Raw genomic sequence first — 13,782 nt, 5'->3', positions numbered from 1 at the left:
AAACCGCTGCTAAATATGAGTCGGTATTAGTAATCACAAACAAACGGCAATCAAGACCTTATGTACGCATTAGAAATTGAACAACTGCGCAAGACGTATGCAGGTGGCTTTGAGGCGTTAAAAGGTATAAGTCTCCAAGTGAAAAAGGGTGACTTCTACGCGCTTCTGGGTCCCAATGGTGCAGGAAAATCGACCACGATTGGCATCATTTCCTCCTTAGTGAATAAAACCTCCGGAACGACGAAAGTTTTCGGTTATGACATTGATACCGACCTCGAATTGGCCAAGCAGAATTTAGGCTTGGTGCCACAAGAGTTCAACTTCAACCAGTTTGAAACCGTTGAGCAAATTGTGATGCAGCAAGCTGGCTATTACGGTGTGTCTAAAGTATTAGCCAAAGAAAGAGCAGAAAAATACCTGAAAAAATTGGATTTATGGGAAAAACGCCAAGAGCGTGCTCGTAACCTATCCGGTGGGATGAAGCGTCGTTTAATGATCGCAAGAGCTTTGATGCACGAGCCGCAGTTACTCATTTTAGATGAACCAACGGCTGGAGTGGATATTGAACTACGCCGCTCAATGTGGGGGTTTCTGAAAGAGATCAACCAAGAGCAAGGAATTACGATTATTTTAACGACACACTACCTAGAAGAAGCGGAGATGCTGTGTCGAAATATCGGCATTATTAATCGTGGTGAGCTGATTGAAAATACCACCATGAAGGCGTTACTAGGTAAGCTAAGCGTCGAGACATTTATCTTGGATATTGAGTCAGAAGTCGAGGTGCCTGAGCTTGAAGGTGTTAATCGACAAAGTATTGTTGATGGCTCTTTAGAGATAGAACTAGATAAAAGCCAAGGATTGAATTCGGTATTCAGTCAGTTAACAGAGCATGGCATTAAAGTTCTCTCAATGCGTAACAAAGCCAACCGACTTGAAGAGTTGTTTGTCAGCATTGTAAGAGAGGGGAGTAATTAAATGTACGGTTTATATTGGACGGCATTTCGCAGCTTGCTGAGCAAAGAAGTCACTCGTTTTACACGTATTTGGGTGCAAACCTTAGTGCCGCCAGCCATTACGATGACGTTGTACTTCATCATTTTCGGTAATCTTATTGGCTCTCGAATTGGTGAGATGAGCGGCTTTAGTTACATGGAGTACATTGTTCCAGGTTTGATCATGATGTCGGTGATCACCAACTCATACTCGAATGTTGCGTCTTCATTCTTTAGTGCAAAGCTACAGAAGAATATTGAAGAACTGCTGGTGGCACCGGTACCAAACTATGTGATTATTGCTGGCTATGTGATGGGCGGCGTGACTCGAGGTTTGTTGGTCGGTGCAATTGTTACTTGTGTGTCACTTTTGTTCGTTGATTTGCAAGTGGAGCACTGGGGCATTATTGTCGCGACTGTCTTCATGACGTCGGTTGTATTTGCTCTCGGTGGCTTGATCAATGCGGTTTACGCAAAAACGTTTGACGATATTTCGATCATCCCTACGTTTGTATTGACTCCTTTAACTTACTTGGGAGGAGTCTTTTATTCGATCAGTCTGCTGCCTGAATTTTGGCAAGGCGTTTCTAAGATCAACCCAATCGTCTACATGGTGAATGCGTTTCGCTACGGCTTTTTAGGTGTCTCGGATGTGGGCATTGTCACTTCATTTAGTGTACTTGCAGTATTTGTTGTTGCACTGTATGCCATTGCGCATTACCTAGTAACCAAAGGGATTGGCCTAAGAAGCTAAGCCATTCTCATAAAGCAAAGAGCAGCGATTCATGCTGCTCTTTCGCGTGCATAACAATACATACCCATACAATTTTTCGGTTTTTATCATGGTAGGTTTCAATCATTTGTAATAAATGAGTGATCCTATGAATATTGTCCCGCCGCCGCCTTTCTCCTATCAATTACTTAAGCCCAAATATTGGTCTGTATGGCTGGCATTTGGATCTTTAGCGATTCTTGTTAATGTACTGCCATACGTAGTATTACGAATCTTAGGTAGAAGCATCGGCTGTATTGCGATGCATGTAATGAAGCGCCGACACAAGATCGCTCTGCGTAATCTCCAGCTGTGTTTCCCTGATTTTACGGATTGGCAATGTAAGGACGTAGTACGAAAAAACTTTCAATATACTGGAATGGCGATCATCGAAACCGGTATCGCCTGGTTTTGGCCAGATTGGCGGATACGTCGGATAACCTCTATTGTTGGAAAAGATCGTTTACTCGCTGAGGAAAAGAATGGACGTGGTGTGTTGGTGGTGTGCAGTCACCATTTAAACTTGGAGATAACCGCTCGTATTTTTAGCCAGTTTGCCCAAGGTTATGGCGTTTATCGCCCAAATTCGAATCCAGCTTATGAGTTTATTCAACATCGAGGTCGAACTCGTTTTGGACATCAAATGATTGATCGAAAAGACGTGAAATCAATGCTCAAAGTTCTGAAGAATGGTCATCGACTTTGGTATTTGCCCGACCATGATTATGGCGTTAGCCATTCTGTTTTTGCGCCGTTTTTTGCTGTTGAACAAGCGGCGAGTACCGTCGGGTCTAGTGTTCTCATTGATGCAACAAAGTGCGCGGTTATATCTGGCGTTACAGTGAGTAAAAATCACCAATACACGCTGTACATTGGAAAAGACATTAGCGAGCGTTTCGAGAGACGTAATGCGGTTAAAGCGGCAAGCATCTTGAACCAAGAGCTTGAGAAAATGATAAAACGTGATATTCCAGCGTGGATGTGGCTGCACAAGCGGTTTAAAACTCGCCCTGAAGGGTTAGATTGCGTCTATACGTAGAGTATAAAAAAGGTCGACTAAGAGTCGACCTTTTTACTTTTATGACTCAGAGCTTACTCTGCGCTCTCTGAGTTTGTATTGTTAGATTCAGCTTCTTCCTTCGTTTCGACAACCATATCTACCGTTTGGTTATCGATAAGACGAGCTTTGCCTAGGAACGCAGACATCAGAATGACAGCTTGTGTCGTTTCTGGTGTGATCACTTGTAATGTACGAGCATCACGAATGAAGATCTCATCAGGGTGCAGACCTGCAGCTCGAAGTTGGTCGCTTGCATCTTCGATGATCGATGCGTAGTCATCGCGGCCACCGCGAATGGCACTACTGATCCAACGCATTGTACGAGCAAGTACAGGAGCACGTTGACGCTCGTCCAGCGTAAGCAAGCCATTGCGTGAACTCATTGCTAAACCGTCCATTTCACGTACGGTTGGTACACCGATGATTTCAATGTCCATTGCTAGGTCATCAACCATCTTGCGGATAACAGCAAGTTGTTGGAAGTCCTTCTCGCCGAAGCACGCGACATCCGGTTGTACGATGTTAAACAGCTTATTCACAATCGTCGTCACGCCACGGAAATGACCTGGTCGAGACGCGCCTTCGAGAATTGTTGATAGGCCAGGGACATCGACGAAGGTTTGCTTATCCAGACCTTCTGGGTAGATAACTTCTGGTGTTGGCGTAAATACCACATCGACCCCTTCAGAGGTTAACTTGCTTAAGTCTTCCTCTAGCGTGCGTGGGTAATTATTTAAATCGTCAGCACGATCAAACTGCATCGGATTAACAAAGATGCTTACGACAACGATATCAGCGTATTCGCGTGCTTTACGCACTAAAGTTAAGTGGCCTTCGTGAAGGTTGCCCATGGTAGGGACAAACGCCACTTTACGACCTTCACGTTTAAAGGTTTTAAGGTGTTCACGAACTGCTGAGATTTCCGCAAAAGTTTGCATGCATTTATCCTCTAGGCAATGGTATGAGCGTCGTCTGGGAATACACCGTTGGCTACATCTTCAATGTATTTAGTAACGGCTTTGCGCATATCACCTGTTTCAGCAAGAAAGTTTTTGGAGAATTTCGGCATGTAGTTGGCAGAAATACCAAACATATCATGCATTACGAGAATTTGACCATCTGTTACGTTACCTGCACCAATACCGATAACAGGAACGTCAAGCACTTGCGTAATACGTTCAGCAAGCTCAGCTGGTACGCATTCTAGTAAGACGATTTGAGCGCCTGCTTCTTGCAGCGCTAATGCGTCTTTTACCATGCGGTCTGCTTTTTCTTGATCGCGACCTTGGATTTTGTAACCACCAAAAATATTAACAGCTTGAGGAGTTAAACCAAGATGAGCACAAACTGGAACTGATCGTTCAGTGAGCATTTTCACCGTGTCGACAAGCCAGTCACCACCTTCAATTTTTACCATATTGGCACCAGCACGCATCAGTTTAGCCGCATTTTCGCAAGCTTGCTCTGGGGTGGTGTAGCTCATGAATGGCATGTCTGCCATCAACAAACAATTTGGGCTACCAGCGCGTACGCAACGAGTATGGTAAGCGATATCATCGACCGTTACTGGTAGAGTATCGTTGTGACCTTGCAAAACCATACCTAGAGAATCACCGACAAGAAGTACTGGCATTTCTTGGCTTTCAAACAGTTGGGCAAAGCTCGCATCATAAGCGGTTGAAGTAGCAAATTTACGACCTTCTTGCTTCCACTTGATTAGGTCGTTGATGGTCATTTTTTTCATGGTTTTATCCTTACTAGGAGTTGGCTATGACTGCCAGATACTGAGGCCGTTTCTATCTACTTGTTCCAGTAGTTTAGAGACCTCGGTCCCATCAGGGAGTTGTAAACTTGGTGCAATTTCCGCAAGAGGGTAGAGTACGAATTCACGCTCTTTCATTCCATAATGAGGAACGATCAGCCTCTCGGAATTAATCACCTCATTGCCATAAAGCACAATGTCGAGGTCCAAGGTTCTTGGTCCCCAGCGTTCGTCTTTACGGACACGCCCTTGTTCTTGCTCTATAGCTTGTGTGCAATTGAGCAATTCAATAGGCGTCAAACTGGTGTTAATAGACACAACCGCATTGATGTAATCCGGTTGGTTTTGTGGCCCCATTGGCGTGCTGCTGTATAGCGAAGAAGCTTGAACAAACTCTGATTTAGGCAGCGTTTTTAATGCTTCAATCGCTTGCTTCGCTTGGCTGACAGGATCAGCCAAGTTACTGCCTACCGCAATGTACGCTGTAATCATGATTTGGGCTTACTCTTTTTCTTGCGATAAGTTTTACGGCGGCGCTGGCCTGTTTTCGGTGATTGACCGTCTAAGTCGGCAGCCATTGCTTGACGCATTTCTCGGCCTGCATTTTGAAAAGTTTCCCACCACTTGGCAAGCTTCTGAGTGTCACCACCTTCAATTTCACCGCGCATTTCAAGAAAATCAAAGCCAGCTCTAAATTTATTGAGCTCCATAAGACGGAATGCACGTTTACCGTTACGTCGTGGAAGACGAAGCTGTAACTGCCAAATCTCGCGAATGGTTGCGGTGTGGCGTCTTGGAATGGCAATTGTGCGAACTTGCTCGTCAAGAATGATGTTGCTCGCTTCCATAATGGCGTCGTAATGGCCTAAGTTGCGCTCTTCCATCAGTTCATCGGCTTTCGCACACAGTGGGTACCACAGCATTGCAGCAAACATAAATGCTGGATTGATGCGTTTCCCATCTTCGATGCGCATGTCGGTAGAATCTAGGACAAGATCCAACATCTGCTCAGTGTGAGAGGAGTAATCTTCTGTAAAGTGCGCTGCAATCGTCGGGAATAGTTGCTGGAATAGGTTGTACTCACGCAGTAGGTGGTAGGTTTCTAAGCCATGACCGGATTGCAATAATTTGAGTGACTCTTCAAAAAGACGCGCTGACGGAATGTCACCGAGCAACGGTGCCATGTGTTCGATTGGCGCTGCGGTGTCTTCTTCAATATCAAAGTCTAGTTTTACCGCGAAACGAACCGCACGCAGCATGCGCACAGGGTCTTCACGGTAGCGTGTTTCTGGATCACCAATAAGTCGAATTAGGCGATCTTCTAAATCTTCAATACCACGTGCGTAGTCGTGAATCGAGTAATCTGCGATGTTGTAGTACATCGAGTTAATCGTGAAATCACGGCGCTCAGCATCTTCATCGATGGTGCCGTAGACGTTGTCACGCAGCAGCATACCCTCTTTTGATTGCTGAGAAATGCTCTTATTCTTTTGCTCTTGGTGGTGACCACGGAATGTCGCAACCTCAATGATGTCTCGGCCAAACATAATATGAGCCAAGCGGAAGCGGCGACCAATCAAACGGCAGTTACGAAATAGCTGTTTGATCTGTTCCGGCGTTGCGTTGGTCGCAATGTCAAAATCTTTTGGTTTTTGTCCAAGCAGTAAGTCTCGAACCCCGCCACCCACAAGAAAAGCATCGAAACCAGCACCATTTAGGCGGTACAGTACCTTCAGCGCATTATCACTGATCTGCTTACGCGAAATGTTGTGCTCTTCACGAGTTATTACATTGAGAGCGAGCTCTGGAATTGTGGCAGGTTCGCTTGGTGTATAGTCGTTTGTATTCATGTGCATCTGGCAATAACTGGGTTTAATCCAATCTTGCTTTGGTTAGTTTTATACGCCTCTAGGGCCTAATTTGCGGCTAATGATAGCCTACACAATGCCATTTGAGAATCACGGTGTGATCTCGATCTCTGCTGGAAGCTGTTCCAACCGCCAGTTTTCGCAGCCCCAACGAAGAATATCTTCTATGTTGGCCGCCCTTACGGTTTCAGGTATCTCGAAACCTAAAAATGTCATGGCGCGCAATAGAGTAGGTTTTGGTGTATCTATATCAATAGCCGTCGCGTGATTTTGTTTCGACAATTTATTGCCGTTGTTGTCCATCGCCAATGGTAAATGCAAGTAGCTAACTTCAGGCTGACCAAGTATTTGGTACAGGCTAATTTGACGCCCTGTCGGCTCGATTAAGTCTGCACCTCGCACGACTTCTGTGACGCCTTGGTCGATGTCGTCCAATACTACCGCAAGATTATAAGCAAATAATCCATCTCGACGTTTAATAATGAAATCTTCATTAACGAGTTGCTCTGGAATAGTAATGGTTCCCCGCTTTTGGTCGAGGAAATGAGCGACAGACTTGGTCATTTTTAGGCGAATCGCGCCTTCTTTCAAGTTTTTATCGCGGCAAGTGCCAGGATAAAAACCGCCATGCTCTTTAATTTGCTTACGAGTACATTGGCAATAATAGGCTTCTCCATTTTCGAGCCATTTGTTTATTTGAGCTTGGTAAAGGTCGTGACGTTCGCTCTGGTATACCACTTCTCCATCCCAATGCAGCTGATAGGCCTTGAGTGCCTCTAGGATAAGTTGCGCTGCACCTGGCATTTCTCTTGGTGGGTCTAAGTCCTCAATACGTACTAACCAAGCTCCGTTTTGTGCTTTCGCTTGAAAATAACTGCCAAGAGCGGCAATCAGTGAACCAAAATGCAGTGGACCAGAAGGAGATGGGGCGAATCGACCTACATAGCGTGTCATGCGTGTATCTCGAATTTAGTAAACAAATAGGGTGCGAAGATAGCCAAAACAAAAAGGGAGCCTGAGCTCCCTTCAACAATCATAATGCTGGGTGATTAACCTTGCATTTGCTTCTCTTTGATTTCTGCAAGTGTTTTACAGTCAATACAAAGGTCAGCGGTTGGACGTGCTTCAAGACGGCGAACGCCAATCTCTACGCCACAAGACTCACAGAAGCCAAAATCGTCTTCTTTGATTTTATCCAAAGTCTTTTCAATCTTCTTGATCAAACGGCGTTCGCGGTCACGGTTACGCAGTTCTAGGCTGAACTCCTCCTCTTGAGAGGCGCGGTCAACTGGATCTGGGAAGTTTGCTGCTTCGTCCTGCATGTGGTGAACAGTACGATCCACTTCAGCTCTTAGCTGGTCGCGCCAAGCTGTTAAGATTTTCGTAAAGTGTTCAACCTGCTCTGGTGACATGTACTCTTCACCAGGTTTTTCCTGATATGGCTCCACGCCGGCAATGGCTAGGATGCCTATCGTTTTCTTCTTTGATTCTGGCATACAGCATCTCCTACTTACACCTAGTCAACTGCTACGCAGTCAATTTAAGGCGGGTATCTATAGCAAAAAGAGGCGGTGCAAGCAAATACTGAATCGCAAAGTTATCGTCAATGTGAAGACGACATCATTTTTTCTCTTAATTGATAAAATCAATAGCGGAAATCAGCTTCATTCCAGTATCGCTCAGTTCAGCTTTGTAGCAGAGAACTTCCACTCCAGCGTCTTGTGCTTGTTTGAGTAATAGTGAATATTTCGCGTCTATATGGTGCGCCGCGGATACTTTTTCAATACCTGAATGTAAAACAGTGAATAAAAGTATGGCCCTACTTCCATTTTGTGCCATTTCTGTGAGCTCTCTCAGGTGTTTTTGTCCCCGAGTCGTGACCGCATCTGGGAAGTATCCTTGTCCAGTAGAGTCGGTCTCATCAAGAAGAGTGACGCTTTTCACTTCTATATAGCACTTTGGCTTGTCGTCTGCGCTGAGCAAGATATCAATTCGGCTATTTTCATTACCGTATTTCACCTCAGTTTGAAGTGTGTCATAACCATAAAGCTCTGAAATGACATTATTTTCAATAGCCTCTACGGCTAATTGATTGGCACGCGCGGTGTTGATGCAAATACGGTGGCCTTGTTCGGTCTCACTCAACTCCCAACTATTGGGGTATTTTCGTTTCGGGTTGTCGGAAGTAGAAAACCAAACTTTGTTTCCGGGTGTTGCACAACCCGTCATTGCACCTGTATTTGCGCAGTGGATTGTACGGATTTCACCAGTATCGAGCTCGATATCGGCAAGAAAGCGTTTATAGCGTTTGAGTAGAGTGGCGGACTCTAAAGCGGGTGTGAAATGCATTTGCTTATTTAGACAAAAAATTTTTTATGTACAATGTTGCCATCATTACACCATAAGGTATTTCCTTTGTCACAATTGCCGATTGAAGCCGTGATGCCTGAGTTGCTGACGGCGGTCAAAAATCAACATCAAGTGATCGTAAAAGCGGCGCCTGGTGCCGGTAAGTCGACTTACTTCCCTTTGCAGTTACTCTTAAATCATTCGGTTGCTGGAAAAATCATCATGCTTGAGCCAAGACGACTCGCGGCGCGTAACATTGCCCGTTATCTTGCTGAGCAATTGGGAGAACAAGTTGGTCAACGCGTGGGTTATCGAGTCCGTGGTGAGGCAAAGGTAAGCTCAGCAACGCAGCTGGAGATCGTAACCGAAGGGATCATGACTCGGATGATTCAAACTGACCCTGAACTGGATGGGGTTGATCTACTGATCTTTGATGAGTTTCATGAACGCAGCATTCATGCTGATACCGCTTTGGCATTCAGTTTAGAAGTTCAAGAGGCATTGCGAGACGATCTCAAGCTGGTGGTAATGTCGGCAACGCTTGACCAACAAGCATTACAATCGTTGTTGCCGGAAGCCAGTTACATTGAATCTGAAGGGCGGAGCTTTGATGTGGCAATGCGCTACCAGCCGTTAGGTGTGAACGAGCATTTACCTACGAGTATGGCAAAAACAATAGAAAGTCTTATGAACAAAGAGTCTGGATCTTTGTTAGCTTTCCTACCGGGTGTTGGTGCCATAAAACAAGTTGAAGAGCGGTTGTCTCATTTAGCGGATGATATCGACGTATGCCCACTTTATGGTCAACTGAGTTTTGCAGAACAACAAAAAGCGATTACGCCAGCAGAACAAGGTAAGCGTAAAGTCGTTCTAGCGACCAACATTGCAGAAACTTCACTAACGATTGAAGGCATTCGCCTCGTCGTTGATTCTGGGTTAGAGCGTGTTGCCCGCTTTGATTTGAAAAACGGTTTAACACGCTTAGAGCAAACACGCATTGCACAGTCTTCAGCGATTCAGCGTGCAGGACGAGCGGGACGAATAGAAGAGGGCATTTGTGTTCGTCTTTATTCTGAAAACCAGTTCAAGCAGCAACCGCTGGTTCCCCAACCCGAAATTTTGCATTCCGATTTAGCTAGTTTAGTTATGGAGCTTGCCTTTTGGGGAGCGAGTGATATCCACGATCTAAAGTGGCTTGATGTTCCCGCTAATGCGTCATTGGAACAAGCGAAGCAGCTATTGGTGTCATTGGGACTACTGACGGAAAAAGGGCAATTAACGTCCGAAGGAAAACAGGCGCATGAACTAGGCGTTGAGCCTCGTGCGGCTGCGATGCTAATTAAAGCGCAATCTTACAGTGATAAGATGTTAAATGCTGCTTTGGCGGCGGTCGCACTGATTGAAGAGCCAGAGAGAAATGTTACCAATATCGCTTATAGCTTGCATCGTTGGCTTGTTGGTACTCATCCAAAAAAGTCGATGTTGTTCAAGCGTGCTCAATCTCTGGCGTACAAATTGGATATGGTATTTGACCTGAAAGGCGTGGATGAAGATGCATTACCGCTGGTGTTAAGTTTGGCATTTCCAGATCGCATTGCACAGCAGCGCACAAATCAATTTGGGCGATTTACTTTGGCTAATGGTCATGGTGCAGAATGTCGTCAGGAAGACATGCTAGGTGGCTGTGAGTATTTGGTTGCCGTTGACTTAATGCGTTCTCATTCTAATTCAAGTCAAATTCATTCGGCATGTGAATTGGATGTCAATATATTGCGAACGACCTTTGATACGCTATTTTCGTCTGAACAAGTAGTGGACTGGGATGAAAAAAGAGGCCGCCTAATAGCTGAGCGACAAACAAAACTCGGTCTGCTGGTCGTTGAACGCGAGCCGTTGCCAAGCCCGGGCAAAGAAAAAATGACACAAGCTTTACTCACGTATGTCCGCCGCCAGGGCTTACAGAGTCTAAACTGGACACCGGCAGCGGAGAGCTTGTTAGCTCGGATTCGTTGTGCGGTGGAATGGTTACCTGAGCAGTCATGGCCAATGTTTGATGAAGTCAGTTTGCTGGATTCATTAGAGGAGTGGTTAGAACCATACATGACGTCTGTCAGTTCGGTTAAAGACCTGAGCAAGATAAACTTGGTCGAAGCGCTTAATGCTCGATTAGGTTGGCCACTCAATCAACAACTGGATGAATGGTTACCTGAGCATTACCAACTGCCCACAGGTTCAAAGAAGCGTATCCGTTACCAATATGGCCATGAGCCGATATTATCGGTGCGTATGCAAGAAGTATTTGGGGAGAGTGGTTCCCCAACGGTGGCTCTTGGCCGCAAGCGTTTGGTGCTTGAACTGCTTTCACCGGCACAACGTCCATTGCAAGTAACGTCGGACTTGGCGGCTTTCTGGAACGGAAGCTACAAAGACGTTCAAAAAGAGATGAAAGGGCGCTACCCAAAACACGTTTGGCCAGATGATCCTGCCAATCATGTAGCAACAACGAAAACAAAAAGACAATTGAATAATGACTGACAGCAAGAAGCCTAGCGCGAAAAAAGCGCCAGCGAAGAAAAGTACAACCAATAAAGGAGCCGCAAAACAGACTCGACGTACGCCGAGTAAAAAGCCGACTAACGAGAAACGTTCGTGGTTGAAAGTTCTGTGGTCGTTTAGCTGGAAAGCTGGCGTTGCACTTGCCGCTGTTTTGCTGTTTGTTGGGATTTACTTAGATAGTGTGGTGAAAGAACGCTTTGAAGGTCAGCTGTTTGAGCTGCCAACGGTGGTTTATGCCCGTATCTTGAATCTAAGCCCTGGTGAGAATATCACCATCCAAGAACTGCGCAACGAGCTAGATGTGTTGAATTACCGTAAAGTGAGTCAACCTCGTTACCCAGGCGAATATTCCTCTTCTTCCACTCGGATTGAATTGATTCGTCGTCCATTCGAGTTTGCCGATGGTCCCGAGCCGGATCGTCACATTATGCTGCATTTCTCTGATTCCGGCTTGCAACGTATTCAGTCTTTAGAATCTCGAGGAGACCTTGGTTACTTGCGCTTAGAACCGAAGATGTTGGGCATGCTGGAGAAAGACCGTGATGAACAGCGCCTTTTCTTACGTCGTGATCAGTTCCCTGAAATTTTGGTGGATGCACTGCTTGCGACCGAAGACCGGGATTTTTATCAACATGACGGGGTGTCACCGCTCGCGATTGCACGTGCATTGGTTGCGAACATTAAGGCGGGTCGTACTGTTCAAGGTGGTAGTACGCTGACTCAGCAATTGGCAAAAAACCTGTTTTTGACTCGTGATAAAACACTGTGGCGTAAAGTTCGAGAAGCGTATATCGCGCTAATTTTGGATTACCGTTACAGCAAAGATCGTATCTTAGAAGCCTACCTAAACGAAGTGTACCTAGGTCAAAGTGGAGGTGAAGCGATCCACGGGTTTGGCTTGGCGTCGCGTTACTATTTTGGGCAGCCAATTCAGGAGTTGCGAATCGATCAGCTGGCGATGTTAGTTGGGATGGTAAAAGGACCGTCTTACTACAACCCAATTCGTTACCCTGAGAGAACGAAAGAGCGTCGTGATCTCGTTCTGCGCCTGTTAATGCAGCAAAACATGTTGACTTCAGAGCAGTATGAACAAGCTGTAAGTCGTCCACTCGATACGCAAAGCAAGCCACGTATTGCGAGCCGTCAGCCAGCTTATTTCCAACAATTGAGTATTGAATTAAAAGAAAAAGTTGGGGAGCGATTTAAGGCAGAGACCGGACTGCGCGTATTTACGTCTCTGGACCCAGTATCGCAAAGCAAAATGGAACAAGCTATCGCGAAAAAGATCCCAGAACTAGCTAAACGGGGTGGTAAAGAGTTAGAAGCCGCTGCTGTGGCCGTTGATCGCCATAGTGGTGAAATCCGTGCGATGGTTGGTGGTAAACGTGTCGGTTATGAAGGCTTTAACCGAGCGCTCAATGCCAGTCGTCCAATTGGTTCTTTAGTGAAACCAGCGATTTACTTAACGGCTCTAGAACAACCGGATAAATACAACCTAGGCACGACGCTACACGACACGCCGTTAAGTCTGAAGAGCAGTAAAGGTAACGTGTGGACGCCGCGCAACTACGATAGAAAATATCGTGGTGATGTGCCACTTTACATTGCTTTAGCGAAATCACTTAACGTACCAACCGTGCGCTTAGGTATGGCACTTGGCATTCCTGAAGTGTCCAATACTTTAGAGCGTTTGGGCGTGAACAAAGACGAAATTCGCCCAGTGCCTTCGATGTTTTTGGGTTCGTTTTCTTTGACGCCATTCGAAGTTGCACAGATGTATCAGACTCTGACGAATTCAGGTAAGCGTGCAAAACTGACCGCTCTGCGCTCAGTCATGGATATGGAAGGTAATGTGCTGTATCAATCCTTGCCTCGTTCATCAAGAGCCGTGGATGAACAAGCTGCATGGCTAACGACCTACGCGATGAAACAAGGGGTTGCTCAAGGCACTGGCCGCTTCTTACAAAGCCAGTTTGGTTGGGCTGCATTGGCAGGAAAAACGGGTACCAGTAATGACAACCGCGATAGTTGGTTTGTCGGTGTTGATGGTCGTGAGGTGACGACAATTTGGCTAGGCCGCGACGATAATAAACCCGTGAATCTAACGGGGTCGAGTGGTGCATTACGAGTGTACGCAGAGTACTTGAAGCAGCGTATTCCTGAGCGCTTAGAGCTCCCATGGCCAAGAGAAATCACCACATTAGGGTTCAAGCCTACATCTGATGGAGGTTTAGAAATGAACTGCCGTAGTGATTACAAACTGCCGGTTTGGGATAAAACCGGTCAGATAAAGCAACAGTGTGAGAAGAAATCAAACTGGTTAAATAGCATATTTGATTGGTAGCATCGCCAAATCAACAACATTAGCTTGTTTATCTGATTAATTCTTAGTACATATTAGGGCGTGTTAGTACAGTACT

At 45.7% G+C, this 13,782-nt stretch carries 12 protein-coding genes; 5 read left to right on the top strand and 7 right to left on the bottom strand.

All coding sequences use genetic code 11. From position 1 onward, the window contains the following. The first annotated feature begins 60 nt into the window (after positions 1-60). The 3 genes from H9L11_RS03615 (at position 61) to H9L11_RS03605 (ending at position 2,806) form a co-directional block, all read left to right on the top strand. A complete protein-coding gene (locus tag H9L11_RS03615; RefSeq protein WP_005380000.1) occupies positions 61-978 on the top strand; it encodes an ABC transporter ATP-binding protein in 918 nt (305 codons plus the stop codon). Next, positions 979-1,749: an ABC transporter permease gene (locus tag H9L11_RS03610; RefSeq protein ID WP_005386598.1), complete on the top strand. Its 771-nt coding sequence runs from the start codon at positions 979-981 to the stop codon at positions 1,747-1,749. Between the two features lie 127 nt (positions 1,750-1,876). Then, entirely contained in the window at positions 1,877-2,806 is a 930-nt protein-coding gene (locus tag H9L11_RS03605; protein WP_064376525.1) for a Kdo(2)-lipid IV(A) acyltransferase, read from the top strand. A 53-nt stretch (positions 2,807-2,859) separates the two neighbouring features. Here the strand turns inward: H9L11_RS03605 and panC are convergent, their stop codons facing one another. The 7 genes from panC to sfsA form a co-directional block, all read right to left on the bottom strand. Next, positions 2,860-3,765, bottom strand: coding sequence for a pantoate--beta-alanine ligase (gene panC / locus H9L11_RS03600; RefSeq protein ID WP_064376526.1), 906 nt, complete (start codon positions 3,763-3,765; stop codon positions 2,860-2,862). 11 nt (positions 3,766-3,776) lie between these two features. Further along, on the bottom strand, positions 3,777-4,571 hold the full coding sequence (panB, locus tag H9L11_RS03595) for a 3-methyl-2-oxobutanoate hydroxymethyltransferase (protein ID WP_005386592.1): 795 nt from the start codon (positions 4,569-4,571) through the stop codon (positions 3,777-3,779). A 24-nt stretch (positions 4,572-4,595) separates the two neighbouring features. Further along, positions 4,596-5,081 carry a 2-amino-4-hydroxy-6-hydroxymethyldihydropteridine diphosphokinase gene (folK, locus tag H9L11_RS03590; RefSeq protein ID WP_005380007.1) on the bottom strand — a complete coding sequence of 162 codons (486 nt, stop codon included), beginning with the start codon at positions 5,079-5,081 and terminating at the stop codon, positions 4,596-4,598. After that, complete coding sequence (gene pcnB, locus H9L11_RS03585) at positions 5,078-6,445, bottom strand: polynucleotide adenylyltransferase PcnB (protein WP_005386589.1); 1,368 nt, start codon at positions 6,443-6,445, stop codon at positions 5,078-5,080. The genes folK and pcnB overlap by 4 nt, the downstream gene beginning before the upstream one ends. A 102-nt stretch (positions 6,446-6,547) precedes the next feature. Next, complete coding sequence (gene gluQRS / locus H9L11_RS03580; protein WP_149192419.1) at positions 6,548-7,411, bottom strand: tRNA glutamyl-Q(34) synthetase GluQRS; 864 nt, start codon at positions 7,409-7,411, stop codon at positions 6,548-6,550. 95 nt (positions 7,412-7,506) lie between these two features. Further along, positions 7,507-7,953, bottom strand: a complete 447-nt coding sequence (gene dksA, locus H9L11_RS03575; RefSeq protein ID WP_005386584.1) for an RNA polymerase-binding protein DksA — start codon at positions 7,951-7,953, stop codon at positions 7,507-7,509. Positions 7,954-8,089: 136 nt separating this feature from the next. After that, positions 8,090-8,806 (bottom strand): DNA/RNA nuclease SfsA, encoded by a 717-nt coding sequence (sfsA, locus tag H9L11_RS03570; RefSeq protein WP_005380023.1) that lies wholly within the window; start codon positions 8,804-8,806, stop codon positions 8,090-8,092. Between the two features lie 66 nt (positions 8,807-8,872). Here sfsA and hrpB point away from each other — a divergent pair, with 66 nt between their 5' ends. Together hrpB and mrcB are read left to right on the top strand one after the other, a co-directional pair. After that, a complete protein-coding gene (gene hrpB, locus H9L11_RS03565; RefSeq protein WP_205390995.1) occupies positions 8,873-11,341 on the top strand; it encodes an ATP-dependent helicase HrpB in 2,469 nt (822 codons plus the stop codon). Continuing rightward, a complete protein-coding gene (gene mrcB, locus H9L11_RS03560) occupies positions 11,334-13,706 on the top strand; it encodes a penicillin-binding protein 1B (protein WP_017820402.1) in 2,373 nt (790 codons plus the stop codon). The genes hrpB and mrcB overlap by 8 nt, the downstream gene beginning before the upstream one ends. Positions 13,707-13,782 lie beyond the last annotated feature (76 nt).

Source organism: Vibrio sp. sp1 (genome assembly GCF_016920955.1).
GTDB lineage: Bacteria > Pseudomonadota > Gammaproteobacteria > Enterobacterales > Vibrionaceae > Vibrio > Vibrio alginolyticus.
The sequence above is the reverse complement of the archived record's forward strand: the minus strand, read 5'-3'. Positions and strand labels throughout refer to the sequence as shown.

Coding starts and splice junctions, on each gene's coding strand:
- H9L11_RS03615 (WP_005380000.1), top strand. CDS start 61: ATGTACGCATTAGAAATTGAACAACTGCGCAAGACGTATGCAGGTGGC.
- H9L11_RS03610 (WP_005386598.1), top strand. CDS start 979: ATGTACGGTTTATATTGGACGGCATTTCGCAGCTTGCTGAGCAAAGAA.
- H9L11_RS03605 (WP_064376525.1), top strand. CDS start 1,877: ATGAATATTGTCCCGCCGCCGCCTTTCTCCTATCAATTACTTAAGCCC.
- panC (WP_064376526.1), bottom strand. CDS start 3,765: ATGCAAACTTTTGCGGAAATCTCAGCAGTTCGTGAACACCTTAAAACC.
- panB (WP_005386592.1), bottom strand. CDS start 4,571: ATGAAAAAAATGACCATCAACGACCTAATCAAGTGGAAGCAAGAAGGT.
- folK (WP_005380007.1), bottom strand. CDS start 5,081: ATGATTACAGCGTACATTGCGGTAGGCAGTAACTTGGCTGATCCTGTC.
- pcnB (WP_005386589.1), bottom strand. CDS start 6,445: ATGCACATGAATACAAACGACTATACACCAAGCGAACCTGCCACAATT.
- gluQRS (WP_149192419.1), bottom strand. CDS start 7,411: ATGACACGCTATGTAGGTCGATTCGCCCCATCTCCTTCTGGTCCACTG.
- dksA (WP_005386584.1), bottom strand. CDS start 7,953: ATGCCAGAATCAAAGAAGAAAACGATAGGCATCCTAGCCATTGCCGGC.
- sfsA (WP_005380023.1), bottom strand. CDS start 8,806: ATGCATTTCACACCCGCTTTAGAGTCCGCCACTCTACTCAAACGCTAT.
- mrcB (WP_017820402.1), top strand. CDS start 11,334: ATGACTGACAGCAAGAAGCCTAGCGCGAAAAAAGCGCCAGCGAAGAAA.